Here is a 22,982-nt window from a genome sequence, read left to right as displayed (position 1 = left end):
GATGCGTCAGTCGACGACTGACAGCACAGGGGGGACCGCGGTAGCCATCGTCGGGATGGCGGCCGTGCTGCCCGGCGCGCCCGACCTCGCCACCTACCGCGAGAACCTCCGCGCGGGGGTGGACGCGATCTCCGACGTCCCCGCCTCGCGGTGGGACCCGGAGTTCTACGACCCGGGCGCGGCCAAGACGCGCCCCGGCGACCGGATGTACTGCCGACGGGGCGGCTTCGTCGGCGAGGTGACGATCGACCCGATGCGCTTCGGCATCATGCCGATGGCCGTCGGGGACATCGAGGCCGAGCAACTGGTCGCGCTCGCGACCGCCGCCGCTGCGATCGACGACGCCGGCGGGCCCGACACGCTCGGCGACCGGCGCAAGGTCGGGATCGTGCTCGGCCGGGGCGGCTACTTCAACGCGGGCATGGCGCGGTTCGTCGACCGCGTCCGGACGGCGAACCAGCTCGTGGCCACCCTGCGCGAACTGATGCCGGGGATCTCCGACGATCAGCTCGAAGCGGTGCGGGCCTCGTTCTCCGCCCGCGCCGGCGACCTGCGCGAGGAGTCCGGCATCGACCTGATGGTGCCGAACCTCGTCGCGTCGCGGACCGCGAACCGGCTCGACCTCGCCGGCCCGGCGTACACGGTGGACGCCGCCTGCGCCTCGTCGCTGATCGCCGTCGACCACGCGGTTCGGGACCTGGCGTCCGGCCGGTGCGACGTCGTCCTCGCCGGCGGCGTGCACCACTGCCACGACATCACCTTCTGGTCCGGCTTCAACCTGCTCGGCGCGCTGTCGCCGAGCGAGCGGATCCGACCCTTCCACCGGGGCGCGGACGGGATCCTCATCGGTGAGGGCACCGCGATCGTGGTGCTCAAGCGCCTCGCCGACGTGCGCGACGACGAGCGCGTCTACGCCGTCATCCGCGGCACCGGCGTCGCCGGCGACGGCCGCGCCGCAAGTCTGATGGCCCCTCAGTCGAGTGGCCAGGTGGCGGCGATGAACGCCGCTTGGGCGGCGGCGGGCATCGACCCGCGGACCCCCGGTTCCGTCGGCCTGATCGAGGCTCACGGGACCGCGACGGTCGCCGGCGACGCGACCGAGCTCGCCTCCCTCACCGAGGTGTTCGGTCCGGCGTCGGGCGGCGCCGACATCGGCATCGGCTCGGTGAAGTCGATGATCGGGCACGCCATGCCGGCCGCCGGTGCCGCCGGGTTGATCAAGGCCGCGCTCGCCGTGTCCGAGGGCTTCCTGCCCCCCACTCTGCACTGCGACGACCCACACCCGGCGCTGGAGGGGACCCGCTTCGCCCCCGTCACCGCCCGGCGGGAGTGGGAGACCGACGGCCCCCGTCGCGCCGGCGTCAACGCCTTCGGCTTCGGCGGCATCAACGCTCACGTCGTCCTCGAGGATCTCCGCAGCAGCGACTCTTCTGTTTATCTCGTTGCGTCCGAAGATGTGGCTGCAATTGCGACCACATCGTCGGACGCAAAGCCGGAGGCGGCGGCGGAGAAGGTGCTGCTGTTCACCGGAGCGGACGCGGCGGCGATCGCGGCGCAGCTCGACGCCGACGACGACACCCTGCTCGCCCGCGACGACACCTGGGCGCCCCCGGTGGGGGGACCGGCCCGGCTGGCGATCGTCAACCCGGACGCAAAGCGGCTGGCGCTCGCGCGCAAGGTCGTGGCGCAGGGGAAGCCGTGGCGCGGCCGCAACGACGTGTGGTTCTCGACCTCGCCGTTGCTCGGCCCCGGTGGCGGCCGGGTCGCGTTCCTGTTTCCCGGGCTGGAGGAGGTCTTCTCCCCGCGCGTGGACGACGTCGCCGCGCACTTCGGGCTGCCGCCGGTCCGCAGCGCGGCGGACGCCGGGCTCGGCCGGCGCGGGCTCGAGCTCGCCGGCGTCGGGCGGCTGCTGGACCGCGCGCTGCGGGCGATGGACATCCGGCCCGACGTCGTCGCCGGCCACAGCATCGGGGAGTGGAGCGCGCTCATCGCCGCGGGCGGGGCCCCGTTCGAGGAGTTCGCGGACTCGACCCGCGCGTTCGACTCCGGGCCGGGCGTCCCCGACCTGGTGTTCGCGGTGCTCGGCTGCGGAGCCTCGGTCGCAGTCGAGGCGATCGCCGGACTGGAGCGCGTCGTGCTCTCGCACGACAACTGCCCGCACCAGTCGATCATCTGCGGCGAGCAGGCCCAGGTGGACGTCGCGCTCGACCGGCTGCGCGAGCGCGGAGTCGCCGGGTCGCTGCTGCCTTTCAAGTCCGGCTTTCACACCCCGTACCTGGAGCCGTATCTCGGCCCGACGCGCGAGTTCATCGCCGGCCTGACGCTACGTCAGGTCTCGGTGCCGCTGTGGTCGGCGACGACCGTCGCGCCGTACCCGGCCGAGGACGCCGAGGTCCGGTCCCTGCTGCTGCGCAATCTCGTCGAACCCGTGCGGTTCGGCCCGCTGATCCAGCGGCTGTACGCCGAGGGCGTGCGCGCGTTCGTCCAGGTCGGGACCGGCAGCCTCCCCGGGTTCGTCGAGGACACCCTCGACAACCCCGCGACCCCGCACCTGGTGATCAGCGCGAACATCCCGAAGCGAACCGGCCTCGAGCAGCTGCGCCGCGTCGCCGCCGCGCTGTGGACCGAGGGCGCCGCCCCGCGCTTCTCCCGCCTCGCCGCCGAGCAGCCCACCGAGGACCCCGCCCCCGCCGCGCCCGCCCCGCGCCGTCCGGGCCTCGCCGTCCCGCTGCAGCTCGGGTCCCCGCTGCTCCGCCTCGTCGACCCCCCGACCCTCACCACCCCGACACCAACCCCCACTGGAGATGTCATCTCCAGTGGGATCGGCCCGATCGGTGGAGATGTCATCTCCAGTGGGGGTGGGGCGGTCGCGGAGGAGTTCCGCGCCTTCGTCGGCGAGGCGAACGCCGCCGCGGCCGACGTCCTCGCCGCCGCGTCCCCCGAAAGCGCAGCACAGCACCGTCGGCCTTCTCCCGAAAGCGCAGCACAGCACCCCGGAACGCAAAATCGCGGTGCTGGAGTGCGCTTTCGGGGAGAGGGCAGCCGGGGCGAGGGCGGGCCGCGGAGCGCGGTGACGGAGCGGCGGATGTCGCTGCGGAGCGACCCGTACCTCGCGGACCACGCGCTGCTGCAGGCGCCCGCGGAGGCGCCGGCGGAAGCGCGGTACCCGATCGTCCCGATGACGGGGACGATCGCGCTCATCGTCGAGGCCGCGGCGTCACTGGTCCCGGAGCGGCTCGTGACCGGCGTCCGCGGGGTGCGGGCGCTGCGGCCACTGGCCGTCGAGCCCGAGATCGCGCTGCGCATCACCGCGACCGAGCAGCCGCGGGAGGACGGCGGGGCGGACCTGACGGTCGTCTCCGTCGTCGTGGACGGCTCGGTCGGCAACGGCCCCGTCGAGACCTACGCGCGGGCCACGGTCCTGCTCGCCGACGAGTATCCCGCCCCTCCGGCGTTGCGGGACGCCCCGCTGACCGGGGAGCGCGCCCCCGCCACCGACGCCCGCGGGCTGTACTCCGAGCGGTGGATGTTCCACGGGCCGGAGTTCCAGGGCGTCCGGGAGCTGACGGCGATCGCCGACGACGGCGTGCGGGGCGTCGTGGCCGAGCTGCCGGCGCCGGGGTCCCTGCTCGACGCCGCGGGCCAGCTCCTCGGCTACTGGGTCGCGATCCACCCCGAGAACGCCCTCGTGCTGCCCGCGACGATCGGCTCGGTCAGCTTCTTCGGCCCGCCCCCGGCGGTGGGCGCCACGTACGCGACGGTTGTTCGGGTTCGTTCGGCCACCGACGTCGAGGTCGTCGCCGACCTGGAGCTGCGGGACGGGGCCGGGAACCTGTGGTGCCACGTCACCGGCTGGACGGACCGTCGGCTGGAGGGCGACCCGGTCACCGTCGAGGCGTTCCGCCGCCCGGCGAGCTCCACGCTCGCGCAGGAGCAGCCGGGCGGATGGTTTCTGCTCGTCGAACCGTGGACCGACCCGGTCGCCCGGGACCTGGCTCGCCGTCAGTACCTCGCCCCTGCCGAGGAGAGCGAGCTCGCCGGACGGACGCCGCGCGCCGCGCGGCACTGGCTGCTCGGCCGCATCGCCGCGAAGGACGCCGTGCGCGCCCACCGCTGGGCGGAGGGGCACGGCCCGATCTACCCGGCCGAGGTCGGGATCGCGAACGACAGCCTCGGCGCGCCGTACGCGACCGGCCCCGGCGAGGGCGTCCGCCTCTCGCTCGCCCACTCGGGTCCCTTCGCGGTCGCCCTGGCCGGGTCGGGCGACGGCGGGGTGGGGATCGACCTCGAGCTGGTGGCCGACGCCCCGGCCGAGGCTGCCCTGCTCACCGAGTCCGAGCGCGAGCTGCTGGAGACCGTCGCGCCGGCCGGCGGCGACCCGGCCCTCCGGGCGCAGTGGGTCACCCGGTTCTGGACCGCTAAGGAGGCGGTGGCGAAAGCGGCGGGTACGGGCCTCGGTGGGCGTCCGGCCCGGTTCGTGGTGACCCGTGCCGAAAACGACCGGTTGCTGGTCGTTGTCGACGGGAACGGACGCTGGGTGAGCACCCGTTCCGGCGAACTTCCGGTCCCGTACGCCGTCGGGTGGACGAGAGAATCCGACATCCTGGGAACGAACCTGGGATCATGAACTGCCCGCACTTCGAGGAGACGCCATGACAGTCGACGCACGCACCACCGCCGAGGCGGAGGTTCTCGATGTCGTGCGCCGGCTCATCACCGAGACCATCGGCGAGGAGTACCTGCTCGACCTCGAGATCGGCCTGGACACCTCGTTCGAGGACGATCTCGAGATGGAGTCGATCGAGTTCGTGAAGTTCGGCGCCAAGCTGACCGAGCACTACGGCGGCGACGTCGACTTCGCCGGCTTCCTCGCCGACAAGGACCTGGACGAGATCATCGAGATGCGCGTGGGCACCGTCGTCGAGTACGTGCTCAGCGTTCGCAGCTGACGAGCCGAGTTCCCTCCATGCCCGAAGTGATCGCGAACGGGGTGCGGTTCCACGTCCAGCACCTCAACCGCCCGGCCGGCGGTCCGACCGAGCGCACGGCGCCCCCGGTCGTGTTCCTGCACGGCCTCGGCATGGACAACATGGCCAGCTTCTACTACACGGTCGCGGGGGCGGTCGGGAAGACCGGCGCCGAGTGCGTGCTCTACGACCTGCGCGGCCACGGCGACACCGAGCGCCCGCGCACCGGTTACACGATGGAGGACTCCATCGCGGATCTGACCGGGGTGCTCGACGCCCTGGAGATCTCCACCCCGGTACACCTGGTCGGCAACAGCTACGGCGGGACGATCGCGCTCGACTTCGCCGTGGAGCATCCCGAGCGGGTCGCGAGCCTGGTTCTGATCGAGGCTCACTTCAACGTCGACGGGTGGGCCGAGCAGATCGCCGCCGAGCGCCAGCGCGTCGAGGCCGTCGTCGCGGAGATGGGCGAGGAGAACCTTCAGGCCTGGATCCGCCGGTTCGGCCGCAAGGTCGTCAAGATGATGGACGCCCTCACCGACCTCGCGAACCACACGAGCTTCTACCCGGACCTGACCAAGGCCCGCCCGATCGAACGTGACCGGCTCCGGTCCCTGCGCATGCCGATCCGCGCGATCTACGGCGAGAAGTCCGACGTCCCGGACTACCAGCGCCAGCTCGAGGACCTGCTGCCGCACGCCACCCTCACCGTCGTCGAGGGCGTGGGGCACTCCGTGCTGATGGACGCGACGCCGCAGGTGCGGGAGATCGTCGTGGAGTGGTTGGCCGCCCGCGCGGCCGACCCGTGCCTGCGGTAGCGCGCGATGGCTCGCTTCCTCGTCGTCGTCCCTCCGCTGACCGGGCACATCCTGCCGCTGGTCGCGGTGTCCGCGGAGCTGTCCGCGCGCGGGCACGACGTCGCGTGGGCGGGCAACTCGGTCTACCTGGCCTCGGTGCTGCCGCCCGGCGCGCGTGTGTTCGCGGTCGACGACGAGTTCCCCGGTGAGCCGTTGTCCTCCCGCCTCGAGCGCTGGCGCGGCCTGCGCGCGGCGACGGCGTTCCGGTTCTTCTGGGAGGACTTCCTCATCCCGCTCGCGCAGTCGATGGTCCGTGGGGTCCGCGCGGCCGTCGACGAGTTCGGCCCGGACGTGATGCTCGTCGACCAGCAGGCCCTGGCCGGCGCGATCGTCGCGCGCGAACGGGGCCTGCCGTGGGCGACGTCGGCGTCGACGACCGCGGAGCTCACCGGCCAGTACGAGACGATGCCGAAGCTCACGGAGTGGGCCGACGAGCGCATGGCCGACCTGCAGGCGGAGTTCGGCCTGGCCCCGGCGATCGACCTGCGCTTCTCCCCCGAGCTCATCCTCTGCTACTCGACCGAGGGGCTGCTCCGCCCGCCGAACCCGCTGGGCGCGCACATCGCGATGGTCGGGCCTGCGTTCGGCGGCCGCGGCCCCGGGCCCGCGTTCGACTTCTCGTGGTTCGACCCCGCGCGCAAGCACCTGCTGATCTCGCTGGGCACGGTGAACCGCGACTCCGGCGACCGGTTCTTCGCGGTCGCGATGGAGGCGCTCGGGACGCTCGTCGACGAGGTCCAGGCCGTCGTCGTCGCCCCGCCCGCCGGGCTGAACCCGCCGCCGAACGTGCTCGTCGCCGAGCGGGTGCCGCAGCTCGAGCTGCTCCCCCACCTGGACGCCGTCGTCTGCCACGCCGGCCACAACACGACCTGCGAGGCGCTCGCGCACCGGCTGCCGCTGGTGGTCGCGCCGATCCGCGACGACCAGCCGGCCGTCGCGTCGCAGGTGACCGAGTGCGGCGCGGGGATCCGCGTGAAGTTCGGCCGGGTCTCCGCCGCCGAGCTGCGCGACGCGATCGTCGCCGTGCTCACCGACACGTCCTACCGCACCGCCGCCGCGGCGATCGCGGAGGAGTTCGAGGCCGCCGGAGGCGCTCCGGCCGCGGCCGACCGACTGGAGAAGCTGACATGACGCAGACGGCTGACAACACCGTCGACGACCGCGCCTGGTACGCCGCGCAGCTCGCGGCCGGGACGGCGCGGTTCTTCGAGCCGCGGCGTCACGACTGCCCGTGGTGCGGGTCGACGCGACTGACCGTCGAGGTCCGCTCGAAGGAGCTGTACCAGCGCAAGCCCGGCGTCTTCACGCTCTCCAAGTGCCGGACGTGCAACTTCGTCTTCCAGAACCCGCGCCTGACCGGTGAGGGGCTGAACTTCTACTACCGCGACTTCTACGACGGCCGCGGCGCCGCGCAGGCCGACGAGATGTCCTCCTACGGCGCGCCCGCGAACCACGCGCGCGCCCAGCTCGTGCAGCGGCACGCCGGCCCGGACGGCCCGCGCTCGTGGCTGGACGTCGGCACCGGCTGGGGCTACTTCGCCAAGCACGCGGCGGAGATCCTGCCGAACACGGTCTTCGACGGCCTCGACCAGGGCAGCGGCGTCGACCGCGCACTGGAGCGCGGCTGGCTGGCCCACGCCTACCGCGAGAACGCGTTCCCCGAGCTCGCCGACGAGCTCCGCGGCCGCTACGACGTCATCTCCATGCACCACTACCTGGAGCACACGCTCGACCCGCGGGCCGAGCTCGCCGCCGCCGCCCGCGCGCTGGAGCCCGGTGGGCTGCTCGAGATCGAGATGCCCGACGCGGAGTGCGTGCTGCGCCACGTGTTCCGGTCGTGGTGGGTGCCCTACTTCCAGCCGCAGCACCTCAACTTCCCACCGGTCGGCAACCTGCTGCAGGCCCTCGTCGAGCACGGCTTCCGCCCGCTCGAGGTCCAGCAGGCCGAGGCCCACCAGCCGGTCGAGGTGCTGATGGCGCTGGTATTCGCGATGACGAAGATCGGGCCGGACCCGGACCACCCGTGGCGCACGACCGAGGCGTCGGACTTCTCGCGCAAGGTCAACCAGGTCGCGTGGACCAAGGTCTTCCCGAAACTGATCAACCCGGCACTGAAGGTCGACATCCTCGTCAACAAGGCACTGATCTCGCGGTTGTCGCACGGGAATGCGTACCGGATCGTCGCGGTGCGCGAAGGGGGTAAGTGACGATGCCTCAGGTGAGCGAGGCCGAGCGCGCCCGGTACCAGGAGGAGATCGCGCGGGGCTGGAGCCGCTTCTTCGAACCGCGCCGGTACGACTGCCCGTGGTGCGGGTCTCACGACCTCACGCAGCGGCTGCGGACGACCGACATCATGCAGCGCAAGCCCGGCGTGTTCTACATGGACCGCTGCAAGACCTGCAACCACGTCTTCCAGAACCCGCGCCTGAACATCGAGGGCCTGGAGTTCTACTACCGCGACTTCTACGACGGCTTCGGCCGCGAGTTCATCGACGGCGTCTTCTCCTCGCAGGGCTGGCTGTACGAGCCGCGCGCGAAGATCGTCGAGGGTTTCTTCTCACCGGAGGGGCCGAAGAACTGGCTCGACGTCGGCACCGGTTACGGGCACTTCGCCAACGACGCCCGCAAGATCTGGCCGAACACCACGTTCGACGGCCTCGACATGGGCTCCTCGCTGTTCACCGGCAAGGAGCGCGGCTGGCTCGACACGATCTACCCGGGCGAGATCGACGACCACGTCGAGGCGATCCGGCACCGCTACGACGTCATCTCCATGCACCACTACCTGGAGCACGTCCGCGATCCGCGGCACGACCTCGACGTCGTCGCGGACGTGCTGCGCGAGGGCGCGTTCGTCTCGATCGAGGTGCCGGACGCACAGTCCTGGCTGGGCAAGGCGTTCGGTCGTTGGTGGGCCCCCTGGTACCAGCCGCAGCACCAGCACATGCTGCCGCTGCCGAACCTGCTCTCGGCCCTCAAGGAGCGTGGTCTGAACCCGGTGCGGGTGCAGCACCGCGAGGCGCACATCGCCGGCGAGCTGTCGTGCGCGGTGATCTTCTTCCTCACGCACGTCTCGCCGAACCCGGACTCCCCGTGGCTCCCGGAGCGCACGCCGGCCCAGCGCAAGCTGCATGAGGGCATCTGGAAGGTGGCACCGAAGGTGCTGCAGCAGACCTTCAAGGCCGACTTCAAGTACCTCGGCCCGGCCGTCATGAAGTTCGGCGGTTCCAACGCGTTCCGGGTGCTGGCCCGTAAGGAGGGCTGACCCTCCTCATGTGCGACACCTGCGCCCCGCCCGCCCCACCGACCAGCACCGCCGACTACGAGGCGATGTTCGACGCCGCCCGGCCGTACTACCAGGCCGAGATCGCGAGGGGCATCGAGCGGTTCTGGTACCCGCGGCGCCCCGACTGCCCCTGGTGCGCGTCGAAGAACCTCAAGCGCATGTTCGCCGCGCGTGACACCACCCAAGGCAAGCCCGGCCGTTTCGAGCTCAACCGGTGCCGCACGTGCGGGCACGTCTTTCAGAACCCGATGCTCAACCCGGACGGGCTGAACTTCTACTACAAGGACTTCTACGACGGCATCGGCCGGGCGACGATGGAGGCCGTCTTCGACCCGCGCACCGAGATATACCAGTCCCGGGCGCGGATGCTCTCCCCGTTCTTCGGCCCCGGCGAGGGTCCGCGCAACTGGCTCGACATCGGCGCGGGGTACGGCCACTTCTGCCGGGACGCCGCCACTGTCTTCCCGGACACCACCTTCCACGGTCTCGACCAGGGTCAGGGTGTCCTCGACGCGGTCGAGAAGGGGTGGATCTCCCACGCCCACCACTCGTGGTTCCCGGACCTCGAGGCGGAACTGACGGGGCGTTACGACGTCATCTCGATGTTCCACTACCTCGAGCACGTGATGGACATCCGGACCGAGCTCGACCTGACCCACCGGGTGATGCCCGACGGCGGCTACCTGCTGATCGAGGTCCCGAACCCGGAGTCGATCCTGCGTGTGCTCGGCCGCTGGTGGATCCAGTGGTTCCAGCCCCAGCACCTGCACATGCCGCCGCTGGGCAACCTGCTCGCGGCGCTGACCGAGCGGAACCTCAGGCCGGTCGCGGTGCAGCTCGACGAGGCGCACATCCCCGTCGATCTCATCTGCGCCGCCGGCGCCCCGTTCATGGCCTACGCGCCCCACCCGGGGGCCCCGTGGCTCACCCAGCCCCGCACGAAGTGGCGGGAGAAGCGCCACGAGCTCGTGTGGACGAAGGTGTCCCCGCCGTTCCTGAAGTTCGCCTACCGCGCGGACAACTGGCTGGACCCGATCATCCGCAGGACCGGCCAGGCGAACCTCTACCGCGTGCTGTGCCGCAAGGAGGGCCCGAACCCGCTTGCGCGGTGACGCGAGCCACATTCCCGGGCTCGTGAGGCAGCTGGGGCCAGAGATGTGACGCAGGTGCTGGCCCCGTTCGCCCGATTTGTTCTAGATTCCAGCCGAACGACCGCCTATCCGCCCTCCGATCGGAGAACCGTCGGCGACGCTGCTGCGTCAAAGCTGGTGATCATGAGCGAGCACGAGACACCCGCGCGTACCGCGCCGACGCCCCTGCGGGCGGCGGTGATGGTGGTCCTCGTCGGCGTCCTGCTGTTCGCGCTGATCTCCGCGATCGGCGTCGCCGCGACCGTTCTGCTGGCGGGCGTCGTCGGGTCGTTCACCTTCGTGGTCCTCACCGTCGCCCGTCGCCGCCCGATCGAGAACAACTGACCGTTGCGTCAGGCGATCGCGCGGCCCTTCCAGGTGACCGCGTCGCGCTTGCGACGCCGGACCGAGTCGACGTAGAGGCCGACCGACAGGGCTGAGGACGCCGGGTGGAACAGGGCGTCGGGAACGAGGCGGTCGCGGGACGAGATGCCCGAGATCACCCGGCCGGTGACGCCGGCGGCGTAGCCGATCATCCCGAGCTTCGAACCGCGCAGCGCGGCGAGCAGTGGCAGGACGTCGGAGGCGATCACCTTCGCGCAGGTGCTGACCAGCACCCGGTTGTTCGGGAACAGCACCCACAGCCAGCGGGTGTACCCGTCGCGGAGCTCGGCGAAGTTCTCGTACATCCGGCACGACGCGATCCCCGACCCGCGGACCGCGACGCCGCGCGACCCAGTGGCCTTGAGCGTGGCGGCGAGCCAGACGTCGTCGATCATCGCGTCCTGAATCGCCTCGTGCCCGCCGGAGCGCTTGTACGCCGCGGCGTCGACGACGATGAACTGCCCGTTGGCGAGCAGCGAGCCGGGCTCGTGGGAGTCCTCCGCGTGACGCATGTCGACGACGGAGAGTCGAACCCAGCCGTTGACGGGCTGCATCAACCGTTCACCGAAGCTGCCGACGATCTGACGCGGGAACGGCGAGAGGTAGTCGAGGTACTTCTCGCGCAGCAGCGTCACTGCGGAGGCCATGGCGTGCGGCTCGAACTCGACGTCGGCGTCGACGAACACGAGCACGGACCCGGTCGCCGCCGCGGCCAACTGGGCGCAGGCGTGCGGCTTGCCGCGCCAGCCCTCCGGCAGTGGCTTGCCGGTCAGGATCCGCACGCAGGGATCCCCACCGGCCGCCTCGCGGATGACGTCGGAGGTGCCGTCGGTGGAGTTGTCGTCGAGCACGAGTATCTCGAGGTCCTCGCAGCCGGTCTGCGCCACCAGCGAGCGGATCGGCGGCCCGATGCGGTGCGCCTCGTTCCGAGCCGGCATCAGGACCGAGACGCGTTCGGTCACCGTCGGCGGGGCGGGCGACGGGACGTGCTCGAGCCGGGAGTTGCGTGCGATCCGGTAGGCGGTGCGCACCGCCCGCGCCGTCCCCGCGGCGAGGACCGCGGTCCCGACCACCCTGCCCAGCGTCACAGCTCGCGCCCCCTCGAGAAGATGCATCGGCAGGCTACCGGGCCCGGTGCCGCCCTATCCTGATCTTCATGACCGCTGAGGCCAACGCTCCGGAGATGACCCCCGAGCTGGCCGCGCAGATCGCCGCGATCCGGGCCAAGTACGCCGCGGATGTCGCCGGCGGTCTGGACCGATTCTTCGAGGCGCCGCGCACGACGTGTCCCTGGTGCTTCTCGTCGCGGCTGCGCAAGCATCTGACCTCCGGCGACCAGATCCAGCACAAGCCCGGACGATTCACCCTGATGGCCTGCTGTTCCTGCGGCCACATCTTCCAGAACCCGAGGCTGAGCCTCGAAGGCCTCGAGTACTACTACCGGGACTTCTACGACGGCATCGGCGGCGCCCAGGTCGAGGCCGGGTTCGAGCTCGGCCGGGACGGCAACCTCGCTCGGGCCCGACACCTCAAGCAGTTCTTCCCCGCCGATCCGCCGCGCCGGTGGGTGGACGTCGGCACCGGCTACGGCCACTTCTGCCGGGACGCCCGGGAGCTGTGGCCGGACACCCGGTTCGAGGGCCTCGACATGGGTGTCAGCGTCGAGGAGGGCAAGGCACGGGGCTGGCTCGACGAGGCCCACCGCGGCTTCCTGCCCGATCTCGCGCCCAGCCTGGCCGGCCAGTTCGACGTGGTGAGCATGCATCACTACCTCGAGCACACCCGGGATCCGCGCCTGGAGCTCGACAGCGCCGCGATGCTGTTGCGCGAGGGCGGCATCCTCATGATCGAGGTGCCGAACCCGGAGAGCATCTTCGGCCGGGTCGTCGGTCGCTGGTGGTTCCCGTGGCTGCAGCCGCAGCACCTCAACTTCGTTCCGCGCGCGAACCTTCTGCAGGCCTTCAAGCACCGCGGGCTGACGCCGGTGCTGGAGGTCCGCGGGGAGTCGCACATCCCCGTCGACTTCACGTTCCTCGTCGCGCTGCCGATGCTCTGGTTCGCCCCGTACCCCGGCATGCCGTGGATGAGCGAGGACATCGACCCCGACCAGCAGAAGCGCTTCGAGCGGGTGCTGAAGATCGGGCCGAAGCTGCACCGGGCGGTCCAGCCGCTGGAGAAGGCCCGGACCCGGCTCGCCCATCTCACCGACCGGGGCAACACGTATCGGGTGCTGGCGCGCAAACAGGCCTGAGCCGCGACCGCCGCGGATCGCGGTTTGGGGTTCTCAGGACATCTTGCGGTCGCGACGGCCGCCGGCGTTGGGTGACCGGTAGGTCGAAGAAGTACTGCTTGGGGGCGGGGCGGGGCGGGGCGGTTCGGCCTTCGGTGTCGCCTGCCATGCCGCCCAGAGCGTGACGCGGCCCGGGACGCCCTCCTGGGGTGCTCGGTGTTGTAGATCAGGGCGAACGCGTCGACCTGGGCCTGCAGCTCGCCCGCTGTGGCGTCATCGGGCCACTGTGAGATCGGAAGTGCCACCGATGTCCGGAGGCAGAAGCGACACCGACGTCCCGCGACATGCACTTGCGCGTGTCGGCACCAACCTTTATACTCGAACATACGTTCGAACCGATGGGGGTTCCGTGCTGGTCGAGTTGGCGGACCGGGCCGACGAGGGGTGCGAGCCCCCGTGGGTCGATGGTGGCCGCCCGCCCGCGCCCGGGGATCCGGATTACGCCTCCTACCTGGACTTCCTGGCCTACGAGGCGCGGCGGGATGCGTTCTGGTCCGCCCACGCCGCGGGCCCGGTCCTGCCGGTGGATGCGCCGATCGACATGACCGCGGCCCGTTCCGACGCCGAACTGGTCTGGGAGGTCGCGGACGCGGACCGGCTGGAGAACGCCGCCTACGGGGCCAAGTGCCGGGCGGTGTCGAACCTGGCGCTGCGCAAGCTGCGCGACCCGGACTCCGACTACGACCCCGAGTATCTGCGTCGTTCGATCGAGGCCGAACTCGGGTGCCTGCTCAAGCTCTCCCCGGCGGCGGTGCAGAACCTGTGCCACGTGGCGATGGAGCTGACCCGCCGCTACCGGAAGACCTTCGCCGCCCTCGAACGCGGCGAGGTCAACCGCGTGCAGGTGCAGGCCATCGTGGACGAGGGCGCCGATTTGGATGTCGCCCAGGCCGCCCGGCTCGAAGAGGCGGTGTTGCCGGAGGCGCGCGAGCGGGGCGGGCGTTCGTTCCGGGACCGGGTCCGCCGCGAGGTCAAGGCCATCGACGCCGACGCGGTGCGGAAGCGGGAGCAGCGGGCCCGCGAGGAACGCTGCGTCTACATCCGGCCGGAGTATGACGGCATGGCCACTCTGTGCCTGTTCATGCCCGAGGACGAAGCCAAGCGCATCTTCAAAGCTTTGAAGGAACGCGTCCACCACGACCGGGCGGTCCAGAAAGAGCAGGCGGCCGAGGCGCCGTTGGTGATCGCCCGCCGGGACGAGCGCACCATGGCCGCCCAGGAACTGGACACCATCCAGGCCATCCTGGGTGAGGCGCTCGGGCTCGACCCGACCGAGCCGGAGATCCCGGCCTCCTCCGCGCTGTCGGCCGAGGCGATCGCCGAACTGGACCGGCACGCCGACACCTACGCGCCCACCCCGGCGATGAAGACCGCGGTGCGGAACCGGGACAAGCACTGTAGGTTCCCCGGCTGCCGGCACCCGGCCCGCCAGTGCGACATCGACCACTCGATCCCGTTCAAGAAGATCAAGGGCAAAGTCGTCCAGGGCTGGACCCGGTACTGGAACCTCGGCTGCCTGTGCCGGTTCCACCACCAGGTCAAACAGATGCCCGGCTGGCACCTCGAACAAGACCGCGGCCGGTTCATCTGGACCACCCCCACAGGCCTGAGGTTCATCACCTATCCCGGTGCGGACGACCCGGACGCCGAACTACCGGACTTCATCAAAGACCTGACCGCCCCGGTCCCGTTCTGACCTGACGCCGTGTCATCCCGCAGCCCGACGGGGGCTGCGGGGCGGCGGAGTTCGGGGTGTCCTCAAGGAGCGTCAAGCCGACCCGCGTGGCCGAAGGACACGCGAGCAGGACGCGCGGCCGCCGACCGTCACCATGCACCCACACGGCCCGCGCGGCCGGGAGGTCAGCGACGGAGGACATCCCGAACGGAGCCGCGCCGCCTCGCCCCTGGCCCCGCCCTGTCCTGACGGCTCGTCAGCGACTGCGTCGTGTCCGGCGCCCGGGGTGAGTCGATGCTGGTCGTCTGCTTGGATCTCCTATGGCCACCCACGCGTCGATCGCTCCACTGCCGACCAGCCCGCCGGCGCTGCCCGGGGTCGAGCACCGCTGGATCACTACGCCCGGGGGAATCCGGATTCACGTCGCGGTGGCGGGGCCGGAAACCGGTCCCCCGGTACTGCTCGTCCACGGCTTCCCCCAGCACTGGTGGGAGTGGCGGCACCAGATTCCGGCGCTCGCCGCCGACGGGTACCACGTGATCGTGCCCGACCTGCGCGGTGCTGGATGGAGCGACGCCCCGCGCGGGCCGTACCGCAAGGCCGAGATGGGCGGGGACCTCGCGGCGGTCCTCAACGCCCTCGGCGTCGGACCGGTGAAGGTCGTCGCGCACGACTGGGGCGGGCCGGTGGCCTTCTGCCTGCTGCTCGAGCACCCCGAGAAGGTCAGCGGCTTCCTCGGCTTCAACACGCTCGCGCCGGTGCTCACGGTCGACACCGGCCTGCTGCGGCACGCCTGGGCGTTCTGGTACCAGTTCCCGATGCTGACGCCCGGGCTCGGCCCGCGGATCCTGGGTCAGCGCGACGGACGTTACCTGCGGATGCTCGCCCGGTGGGTCGGCGGCGACTTCGACTGGAGCGAGGAGGACACCCAGATCTTCCTCGGCCAGATGCAGGACCCGGCGAAGGCCTACGCGGGGTCCCAGTGGTACCGGACGTTCCAGGCCCGCGAGTTCGCCCCGTGGGTCCGCGGTCGCTACGCGGGGCGGCGGGTTCGGGTGCCCGTCCGGTGGGTGACAGGCCTCGACGATCCCGTCGTGACGCCCGTGCTCCACCGCTGGTACGGCGACCTGCTCACCGACGTCGAGTACGAGCACATCGCCGGCCGCGGTCACTGGATCGTGGAGGAGGACCCCGGTCTGTGCCTGGACCGGATCCGTGGCCTCATGAAGCTGTAGACGGGACCCAGGTCTGCGGGTCGGCGGGGCCCTGCTCCCCCGAGGCCATGTCCTTGACCTCGTGCGGCTTCCCGTCCTCGAACGGCGGGAACCAGAGGTACGGGATCTGCTTGCGGGAGCCGTAGGTCAACTGCTTCTTGAGCTTGTCCGCGGCGTGGTAGGTCTCGACCCGGAAGCCGCGCGACCGCAGGGTCGCCGCGGTCGCGATCGCCTCGCTGCGCCGGTCGTCGGACGGGACGATCACGAGCACCTGGGCCGGCGAGAGCGGTCCGCCGGTGATCGTGCCGTCGCCGACGAGCTTGGCGAAGATGCGCGTCAAGCCGATCGACATGCCGATGCCCGGCAGGTCTCGGCGGATGAACGAGCCCGCGAGATTGTCGTAGCGGCCACCCGAGCAGATGCTGCCGAACCCCGGGGCGTCGGTCAGCGTGCCCTCGTAGACCGTGCCCGTGTAGTAGTCCAGGCCGCGCGCGATCGAGAGGTCCGCGACGACGGAGCCGGCGGGCAGGTCGGCCAGCTCGCGCATCACGAAGGACAGCTCGGCCAAGCCCTCGTCGAGGAGCTCCCCGCCGGAGCCGAGTCGCGCGATCTCGTCGACGACCTCAGCGCCGCCGCGCACCTGGGCGAGGTCCAGCACCGCCTTGACCTGAGTGTCCGTCAGGCTCAGTTCCTCGACGAGCAGCTTGCCGACGGCGTCGGGGCCGATCTTGGCGAGCTTGTCGGCGATCCGGATCACGCCGATCGGGTCGCCGATGCCGATGCCCTCGTAGAAGCCCTGGAGCACCTTGCGGTTGTTGATCCCGAGGGTGAAGCCGCCGATCTCCAGGTCGGTCAGCACCTCGTGGATGATCCGCGGCAGCTCCGCGTCGAACGAGAGCGGCACGGAGTCGACGTTGATGACGTCGATGTCGCACTGAGTGAACTCGCGGAACCGGCCCTCCTGCGGACGCTCACCGCGCCAGACCCGCTGAATCTGGTAGCGCTTGAACGGGAAGACCAGGTCGTTGAAGTGCTGCGCCACGTACCGGGCGAGCGGGACCGTCAGGTCGAAGTGCAGCCCGAGCCGGGCGTCGTTCGCGTCCCCGCCCTGCAGCCGGTTGAGGGTGTAGACCTCCTGCGAGGTTTCCCCCTTCGCCATCAGGACCTCGAGAGCCTCCACCGACGGCGTCTCGACCGAGCAGAACCCGTAGCGCTCGTAGGTCGCGCGGATCCGGTCGAGCCACTGCTGCTCGACGAGGCGGATCTGCGGCAGCCACTCGGGGAAGCCGGAGATCGCGGCGGGCTTGACGATGCGGTCGGAGGACATGGCCTCCGATCCTAGGTCGCGGCCCCGCTACAGCTTCCGGTACATCACGTGCAGGCCCACCGGGCCGTGCTTGGGGTGCTCGAACGCGTCCGGGATCGTCGCGAGGATCTGAAAGCCGAGGCCGAGCCAGAGCGTGACGGCGGTGACGTTCGTCTCCACCACCGCGTTGAACTGCATGGCCCGGAACCCGGCGTCCTTCGCCGCGGCGAGGACGTGCTCCCCGAGCGCCCGGCCCACCCCACGACCGGCGAACCCGGGATCGACGAGGAAGCTCGCGTTCGCGACGGAGGAGGCCGGCCCGTCGAAGTTCCGGGTGAGCTTCGCCGACCCGACGATGCGGCCCTGCGCGATCGCGACGAACACCCGGGCCTCCGGGCGCATCCACCAGGCGCGGGCCGTCTCCTCGTCGAGGTCGCGATCGACGGTGTACGTCTCCCCCGCCGCCACGATCAGCCAGAGGAACGGCCAGATCGCGGGCCAGTCCTCCTCGGTGGCGGGGCGGATCAGAACCGGTGGATCGACGATCAAGCCGGCACCCTCGCGGTCCCCTTGCCACCGGGGTGGGTGGTCACCGGAGGACGTCGCGCGGTGGTGAACCAGGCGCGGGAGCGGTGAATCAGCGACCCGTCCGCCTCGCGGTGCTCGGAGAGCATCGCGTAGACGTCGGCCCGGGCGGCCGGCAGGTGCTCCGGGCGGACCTGGTCGATCATGATCCGCCCGCCGTGCGAGCCGACCCACGCCCAGTACCCGTCGAGGTCGGAGAACACGATGTCGTGCTGCAGCTCGGTGATCTCGATGTCGACGAACCCGGAGTCGGCGAGCATCGCCGTGATCGTCTCGTGCGTGGTGAAGGGCTTGTCGGGGTTGTCCTCCCACGGCGGGCCGATGCGGTGCCGGTAGAGGATGCCCATCGTCTCGTCGAACTTCGGGTCCGACGGGCCGAACGAACTCATCGCGAAGCGGCCCCCCGGGCGCAGCAGCGCGGCCACGCGCGGCAGCGCCTTGCGCGGCTCCGGGACGAAGAACATGACCATGCCGGCGGTGATCAGGTCGAAGTTCCCCGCGGGGAAGGCCGGCTCGGAGGCGTCGCCCAACTCGACGTGCACGTGCGCGAGCCCCCGCCGGGCCGCCTCCGCGGCGCAGAGCTGGACCATGCGCGGCGAGAGGTCGGTGCCGGTCACCGAACCCCGGCTGCCCACCGCCTCGGCGGCCGGGAACAGGCAGTGCCCGCGGCCGCACCCGAGGTCGAGGACGTGCTCCCCCGGCTGCGGGGCGGCTCGGCGGACCAGTTCGGCCCCGAGCGGCGCGAAGAACTCCACGCCGACCTGCTCGTAGGTGTCGGCCGAGTTGTCGAACGCCGCGGCGATGATCGCCTTGGTCTCGGCGTGCTCGGTGTCCGTGCCCGCGGGAGTGTCGGCCGGAGAGGTGTCCGGTCCGGACAACTGCGTTGCGTGACCGCCACCGGTGTCCGTCACTGCTCTCCTCCTCGCCCGACCGACCCGTGCGACGGGTTCCGGGGGTCCGACGCTATCGCCGATTGCGGTCCGGATCGGGGTGATCGCAGACAGTCGGAATTAAGGGTCAAGATCCGGTTTTTGTTACTTCTGGTCATGATCGAATTACTGAGTGCGAGTTTTTTTCACTGCCTTTGTCGCTTTTGACCGCCTACTTGTCGGTCGGTAACCGTTTATGTATTCACAGTCCCGGAGAAGGCGGCAGTCTTAGACGCGCAGTAACCGATTGGTCGCAGAGATGGTTTCACCCGAAACCGATCAAGATCAAATTCGGCCAAAGCAGTCGCTTCGGCGGCTACGAAAGAAATACGAGGAGTGACGCACGGTGGTGCGGCCGGTAATCCCGGCCGAGACCACCGGCGGATCTCCACCCACCCTCACAACAAGGAGAAATGTCATGGGTCTTCTCGGTGGTCTTCTCGGCTCTGTTGGCGCCCTGCTCGGCACGCTGCGCATCCGCATCGGCCTGGGCTGAGCCACGCCTTGAGCTCCTGTCCCTGAGGGGACGGGCGCCGAAATGAAGGATCCCGTGCGGGCGTTTGGAGGTCGCCCGCACGGGATCCCTCACATTATCTCCCCTTCACCGGCAAACCGGGCCAAAAGCTTGGGTTGCTGTCGTCGTCGTGCCCTTCTCGCGGGCCCCACGCCGGGCCCTTTCGCTGACGTCTCGTCTGTTCCGACCGTTCCTGAGGTGACGCGGTGGCCGAAACCGAGCGATTGATCCGGACCGGAGTCCGCTCCGTCCGTGGATCTCTGCTCGTGCTGGTCCTCGCCTCGGTCGCCGTCGCCGGCGCCTCCCTCGTCCTCCCCCACGCGATCGGCAAGGCGCTCGACGCCGCCCTGGTCGACGCCCCCGCGGAGGGCCCGCTCGGCCTGACCTGGACGCAGATCGCGGTCGGTCTCCTGCTCGGGGTCGGCGTCGCCGAGTCGCTGCTCGCCCTGTCCGGCGGGGCCGTGACCGCCGGCGCCACCGCGCGCATCCGGCACCGTCTCCTCAGCCACGCCACCACTGCCGGCCCGCGCCTGACGCGCGCGATCCCGGCGGGCGACCTGGTCAGCCGCACCAGCGCGCACGCCGAGCAGACCGGCGCCGCGCCCGTCCGCCTCGTCGGCGCGTTCGCCGCCGGCATCCCCGCCGTCGGCGCGATGGTGATGCTCTTCCGCATCGACGTCTGGTGCGGCGTCGCGTTCCTCGCCGGCCTGCTGGCGCTGAGCGTCCTGCTCGGCCTGCTGGTCCGGACCGTCACCGACGTGACCGAGCAGTACTCCGCCGCGCAGGGCGAGGTCGCCGGACGCCTGACCGAGGCCCTCGCCGGTGCGCGCACCGTGGCCGCCGCCGGCACCCTCGATTCCGAGCGCGCCCGCGTCCTCGAGCCGGTCGAGGACCTGCGCCGGCACGGGGCGAGCCTGTGGACCGCGCACGCGAGCGCCGTCGGTCAGAGCGCCGCGCTGCTGCCGATGCTCGAGGTCGTCGTCCTCGGCGTCGCCGGGTGGCAGCTCTCGGCCGGCCGGATCAGCGTCGGCGACATGGTGGCCGCCGGCGCGTACGTCGCGCTCGGGGTGGAGGTCGTGAACGCGCTCGCGAAGCTGCTCGCCTACGGCCAGTCCCGCGGCGCGGCCCGTCGGTGCGTGGACGCGCTCGAGGTGCCCCCCACCGAGTACGGCACCGTCGAGGAACTGACCGGGCCCGGCGCGCTGACGCTGGTCGACGTCCGGGTGGGCTCCGGCGAGAACGCGGCACTGCGCGGCGTCACCCTGCACATCCCGGCCGGGGCGTCCGTGGCGGTCGTGGGCCGCTCGGGCTCGGGCAAGTCGACGCTCGCCGCGTTGTTCGGCCGGCTCGTCGAACCGGACTCCGGGCTCGTGTGCATCGACGGCCAGCTGCTGCGCGACCTCAGCCCGGCCGCGCTGCACACCGCGGTCACGTACGCCTTCCCGCGCCCGGCGCTGCTCGGCGGCACGGTCGGCGGGACGATCGCCTTCGGGCACCACCGTCCCGGGCCGGAGACCGTGACCGCGGCGGCGGAGGCCGCGGCCGCCGACGGCTTCATCCGTCGCCTGCCCCTCGGGTACGCGACACCCCTGCCGCAGGCCCCGATGTCCGGTGGCGAGGCCCAGCGGCTCGGCCTGGCCCGCGCTCTCGCGCACTCCGGCCGGGTTCTCGTCCTCGACGACGCGACATCGAGCCTGGACACCGTGACGGAGCTTCAGGTGACGGCGGCTCTGCAGCGCAGCGGCACCGGGCAGACGCAGGTGATCGTCGCGCACCGCGCGTCCACCGCCGCCCGCGCGGATTACGTCGTCTGGCTGGAAGCCGGCCGCGTCCGCGGCTACGCGCCCCACGCCACGCTCTGGGCCGACCCCGAGTACCGCGCGATCTTCGGCACCGGCGCGACCGACCCGTTCGCGATCGAGTCCCTGTACCGCACCGAGCCGACGCCCGACCCGCTGGACGGTCCCGGCACCGTCTCCCGCGTCCCGTGGGGAACGTCGTGAGCACCCCGACGGTGGAGACGGGGACGACCAAGGCGGCCGGCACCCCGACCTCGGCGGTGTGGCACGCCCTGGTCGGTGCGTGCCGCGCGAACCCGCGCGCCGCGGTGATGACCGTCCTCTGGACGGCACTCGCCTCGGTGCCCGCGTTCCTGCACGGCAAGGTCGTGGCCCGTGCCCTCGACGACGGCTTCCTCGTCGGCGACCGCCGCACCGGCCTGACCTGGCTCGCCCTGCTGGCCGCCACCGCACTGGTCGCGGCCGTCGGAGCGGGCAAGGCGGTGAAGTCGGTCGCCGGGCTCGTCGAACCGTTCCGCGACCACCTCGTCGAGTTCGTCGTCGCCGAGACGCTGCAGTCCGCGACGGCCCCGGACGGCCGGCCCGATGCGGGCGCGGTCGCCCGGCTCTCGCAGCAGATCGAGACGGTCCGCGGCACGCTCGGCATGGGCATCCTCGGCATCCTCGCGTTCGTCGCCGGCATCGGCAGCTCGATGGCCGGGCAGAGCACGCTCTCCACCGACGTGCTGATCTTCGTCGTCCCGCCGGTCGTCCTGTCGCTGGTGATCTTCGGCTGTTCGCTGCCGGTGGTCGTGCGACGCGAACGGGCGTTCATCCTCTCCGGCGAGCACGTCGCGGCGAGCGTGACCGGGACGATGGAGGGCCTGCGCGACATCCAGGCCGCGGGCGCCGCGGAGCACATCCGGACCGGCGTCGGCGACCGCATCGACGAGAACGCGCGGCTCGGGCGGGCCGTCGCCGCGGTCACCGCGTGGCGCCTGCTCGTCGTCGGGCTCGGGGCGCGCGTGCCGATCGTCCTCATCGTCCTCGGCATCCCGTGGCTGCTGGACCGCGGCACCAGCCCGGGCGAGATCGCCGGGTCGGTGACCTACGCGGCCGCGGCGATCGCGCCGGCGATGACCGCGCTGACCGCGTGCGTCAGCGACTCGATCATCCCGCTGTGGGTGACGCTCGGGCGCATCCTCGGCGCGGGTCCGACCCGCCCGGCGCCACTCCCGGTGGCGCCGGGCGGCACCACCTGGCGGCCCCACCCGGCGTTGGTGGAGGTCCGGCTGCGGAAGGTCGGGTTCGCCTACGGCCCGCACGCCGAGCCCGTGCTGCGCAACCTCTCGCTGACCGTCGTCCCCGGCGAGCACCTGGCCGTCGTCGGGCCCAGCGGCATCGGCAAGTCGACGCTGGTGAACCTGATCTGCGGGATGCTCCAGCCCGGGACGGGGACGGTGACCGTCGCCGGCACCGACATCGGGGCGCTCGACCCCCAGACCCGGGCGCGCGTGCGCGTGCTGATCCCCCAGGAGGCGTTCGTCTTCAGCGGGACGCTCGGCGAGAACGTCCGCTACCTCCGGCCGGACGCGACGCCCGAGATGGTCGAGTGGGCCTGTTACGCCGTCGGTCTGACGGCCCTGCGGGACCGACTCGGCGGCCTCGACGCCCGCATCGACCCGACCACGCTGTCCGCCGGTGAGCGCCAGCTGATCGCGCTGACGCGGGCCTATCTCTCCGCCGCACCCCTCGCCGTCCTCGACGAAGCGACCTGCCACCTCGACCCGTCCGCGGAGATGATGGCCGAGCAGGCCTTCGCCGCCCGCGGGGGCACGCTCATCGTCGTCGCCCACCGGATGAGCTCGGCCCTGCGCGCCGACCGCATCCTCGTCCTCGACGGCGCCACCGCCGCGCTCGGCACCCACGACGACCTGCTCGCGAGCTCCGCCCTCTACCGCGACCTCGTCGGCCACTGGCAGGGGGCCCCCGCCTGACCGCGGCCCGCCGGACTGTCAGAAAAGGGTGACACCCCTTACTGCGGAGTAAGGGGTGTCACCCTTTTCT

General features: G+C 71.5%; 17 protein-coding genes. 13 read left to right on the top strand and 4 right to left on the bottom strand.

Annotated features, from left to right (window positions below; genetic code table 11):
- The first annotated feature begins 1 nt into the window (after position 1).
- From SPOPO_RS29645 to SPOPO_RS0114180, 8 genes are all read left to right on the top strand, one after another.
- Positions 2-4,627 (top strand): type I polyketide synthase, encoded by a 4,626-nt coding sequence (locus SPOPO_RS29645; RefSeq protein WP_084671101.1) that lies wholly within the window; start codon positions 2-4, stop codon positions 4,625-4,627.
- A gap of 25 nt (positions 4,628-4,652) precedes the next feature.
- Entirely contained in the window at positions 4,653-4,949 is a 297-nt protein-coding gene (locus SPOPO_RS0114210; RefSeq protein ID WP_019875504.1) for a phosphopantetheine-binding protein, read from the top strand.
- A 17-nt stretch (positions 4,950-4,966) separates the two neighbouring features.
- The gene (locus tag SPOPO_RS0114205) at positions 4,967-5,785 is read left to right on the top strand and encodes an alpha/beta fold hydrolase (RefSeq protein ID WP_019875503.1); all 819 of its coding nucleotides are present in this window, start codon (positions 4,967-4,969) and stop codon (positions 5,783-5,785) included.
- Positions 5,786-5,791: 6 nt separating this feature from the next.
- Positions 5,792-6,955 carry a glycosyltransferase gene (locus SPOPO_RS0114200; protein ID WP_019875502.1) on the top strand — a complete coding sequence of 388 codons (1,164 nt, stop codon included), beginning with the start codon at positions 5,792-5,794 and terminating at the stop codon, positions 6,953-6,955.
- A complete protein-coding gene (locus SPOPO_RS0114195; protein ID WP_019875501.1) occupies positions 6,952-8,031 on the top strand; it encodes a class I SAM-dependent methyltransferase in 1,080 nt (359 codons plus the stop codon). The genes SPOPO_RS0114200 and SPOPO_RS0114195 overlap by 4 nt, the downstream gene beginning before the upstream one ends.
- A gap of 11 nt (positions 8,032-8,042) precedes the next feature.
- A complete protein-coding gene (locus SPOPO_RS0114190; protein WP_156869895.1) occupies positions 8,043-9,089 on the top strand; it encodes a class I SAM-dependent methyltransferase in 1,047 nt (348 codons plus the stop codon).
- Positions 9,090-9,097: 8 nt separating this feature from the next.
- Complete coding sequence (locus SPOPO_RS0114185) at positions 9,098-10,222, top strand: class I SAM-dependent methyltransferase (protein ID WP_019875499.1); 1,125 nt, start codon at positions 9,098-9,100, stop codon at positions 10,220-10,222.
- A gap of 162 nt (positions 10,223-10,384) precedes the next feature.
- Entirely contained in the window at positions 10,385-10,585 is a 201-nt protein-coding gene (locus SPOPO_RS0114180) for a hypothetical protein (protein WP_156869893.1), read from the top strand.
- 8 nt (positions 10,586-10,593) lie between these two features.
- Here SPOPO_RS0114180 and SPOPO_RS0114175 read toward each other — a convergent pair whose 3' ends face one another.
- Positions 10,594-11,712: a glycosyltransferase family 2 protein gene (locus SPOPO_RS0114175; RefSeq protein WP_211210902.1), complete on the bottom strand. Its 1,119-nt coding sequence runs from the start codon at positions 11,710-11,712 to the stop codon at positions 10,594-10,596.
- A gap of 68 nt (positions 11,713-11,780) precedes the next feature.
- On the opposite strand from SPOPO_RS0114175, the gene SPOPO_RS29640 reads away from it, so the two are divergent.
- From SPOPO_RS29640 to SPOPO_RS0114160, 3 genes are all read left to right on the top strand, one after another.
- Positions 11,781-12,875, top strand: a complete 1,095-nt coding sequence (locus SPOPO_RS29640) for a class I SAM-dependent methyltransferase (RefSeq protein ID WP_019875496.1) — start codon at positions 11,781-11,783, stop codon at positions 12,873-12,875.
- Between the two features lie 388 nt (positions 12,876-13,263).
- On the top strand, positions 13,264-14,610 hold the full coding sequence (locus tag SPOPO_RS0114165) for an HNH endonuclease signature motif containing protein (protein ID WP_019875495.1): 1,347 nt from the start codon (positions 13,264-13,266) through the stop codon (positions 14,608-14,610).
- A 299-nt stretch (positions 14,611-14,909) separates the two neighbouring features.
- Complete coding sequence (locus SPOPO_RS0114160) at positions 14,910-15,824, top strand: alpha/beta fold hydrolase (protein ID WP_019875494.1); 915 nt, start codon at positions 14,910-14,912, stop codon at positions 15,822-15,824.
- Here the strand turns inward: SPOPO_RS0114160 and hisS are convergent.
- From hisS to SPOPO_RS29635, 3 genes are read right to left on the bottom strand one after another with little or no spacing between them, the layout of a single operon-like run.
- A complete protein-coding gene (hisS, locus tag SPOPO_RS0114155; RefSeq protein WP_019875493.1) occupies positions 15,811-17,130 on the bottom strand; it encodes a histidine--tRNA ligase in 1,320 nt (439 codons plus the stop codon). The genes SPOPO_RS0114160 and hisS overlap by 14 nt on opposite strands.
- Positions 17,131-17,157: 27 nt before the next feature.
- Positions 17,158-17,658: a GNAT family N-acetyltransferase gene (locus tag SPOPO_RS0114150; protein WP_019875491.1), complete on the bottom strand. Its 501-nt coding sequence runs from the start codon at positions 17,656-17,658 to the stop codon at positions 17,158-17,160.
- Entirely contained in the window at positions 17,655-18,605 is a 951-nt protein-coding gene (locus tag SPOPO_RS29635; RefSeq protein ID WP_019875490.1) for a class I SAM-dependent methyltransferase, read from the bottom strand. Before SPOPO_RS29635 ends, SPOPO_RS0114150 begins: the two co-directional genes overlap by 4 nt.
- Positions 18,606-19,343: 738 nt before the next feature.
- Between SPOPO_RS29635 and SPOPO_RS29630 the strand changes: the two genes are divergently transcribed.
- Entirely contained in the window at positions 19,344-21,140 is a 1,797-nt protein-coding gene (locus SPOPO_RS29630; RefSeq protein WP_019875489.1) for an ABC transporter ATP-binding protein, read from the top strand.
- Complete coding sequence (locus SPOPO_RS29625) at positions 21,137-22,912, top strand: ATP-binding cassette domain-containing protein (RefSeq protein ID WP_156869889.1); 1,776 nt, start codon at positions 21,137-21,139, stop codon at positions 22,910-22,912. Before SPOPO_RS29630 ends, SPOPO_RS29625 begins: the two co-directional genes overlap by 4 nt.
- Positions 22,913-22,982 lie beyond the last annotated feature (70 nt).

The sequence above is a fragment of the Sporichthya polymorpha DSM 43042 genome, from assembly GCF_000384115.1.
In the GTDB taxonomy this organism is placed as follows: domain Bacteria; phylum Actinomycetota; class Actinomycetes; order Sporichthyales; family Sporichthyaceae; genus Sporichthya; species Sporichthya polymorpha.
The sequence above is the reverse complement of the archived record's forward strand: the minus strand, read 5'-3'. Positions and strand labels throughout refer to the sequence as shown.

What these genes read in the sequence shown, in the direction of transcription:
- SPOPO_RS29645 (WP_084671101.1), top strand. Translation starts at nt 2, where the DNA reads ATGCGTCAGTCGACGACTGACAGCACAGGGGGGACCGCGGTAGCCATC.
- SPOPO_RS0114210 (WP_019875504.1), top strand. Translation starts at nt 4,653, where the DNA reads ATGACAGTCGACGCACGCACCACCGCCGAGGCGGAGGTTCTCGATGTC.
- SPOPO_RS0114205 (WP_019875503.1), top strand. Translation starts at nt 4,967, where the DNA reads ATGCCCGAAGTGATCGCGAACGGGGTGCGGTTCCACGTCCAGCACCTC.
- SPOPO_RS0114200 (WP_019875502.1), top strand. Translation starts at nt 5,792, where the DNA reads ATGGCTCGCTTCCTCGTCGTCGTCCCTCCGCTGACCGGGCACATCCTG.
- SPOPO_RS0114195 (WP_019875501.1), top strand. Translation starts at nt 6,952, where the DNA reads ATGACGCAGACGGCTGACAACACCGTCGACGACCGCGCCTGGTACGCC.
- SPOPO_RS0114185 (WP_019875499.1), top strand. Translation starts at nt 9,098, where the DNA reads ATGTGCGACACCTGCGCCCCGCCCGCCCCACCGACCAGCACCGCCGAC.
- SPOPO_RS0114180 (WP_156869893.1), top strand. Translation starts at nt 10,385, where the DNA reads ATGAGCGAGCACGAGACACCCGCGCGTACCGCGCCGACGCCCCTGCGG.
- SPOPO_RS29640 (WP_019875496.1), top strand. Translation starts at nt 11,781, where the DNA reads ATGACCGCTGAGGCCAACGCTCCGGAGATGACCCCCGAGCTGGCCGCG.
- SPOPO_RS0114160 (WP_019875494.1), top strand. Translation starts at nt 14,910, where the DNA reads ATGGCCACCCACGCGTCGATCGCTCCACTGCCGACCAGCCCGCCGGCG.
- hisS (WP_019875493.1), bottom strand. Translation starts at nt 17,130, where the DNA reads ATGTCCTCCGACCGCATCGTCAAGCCCGCCGCGATCTCCGGCTTCCCC.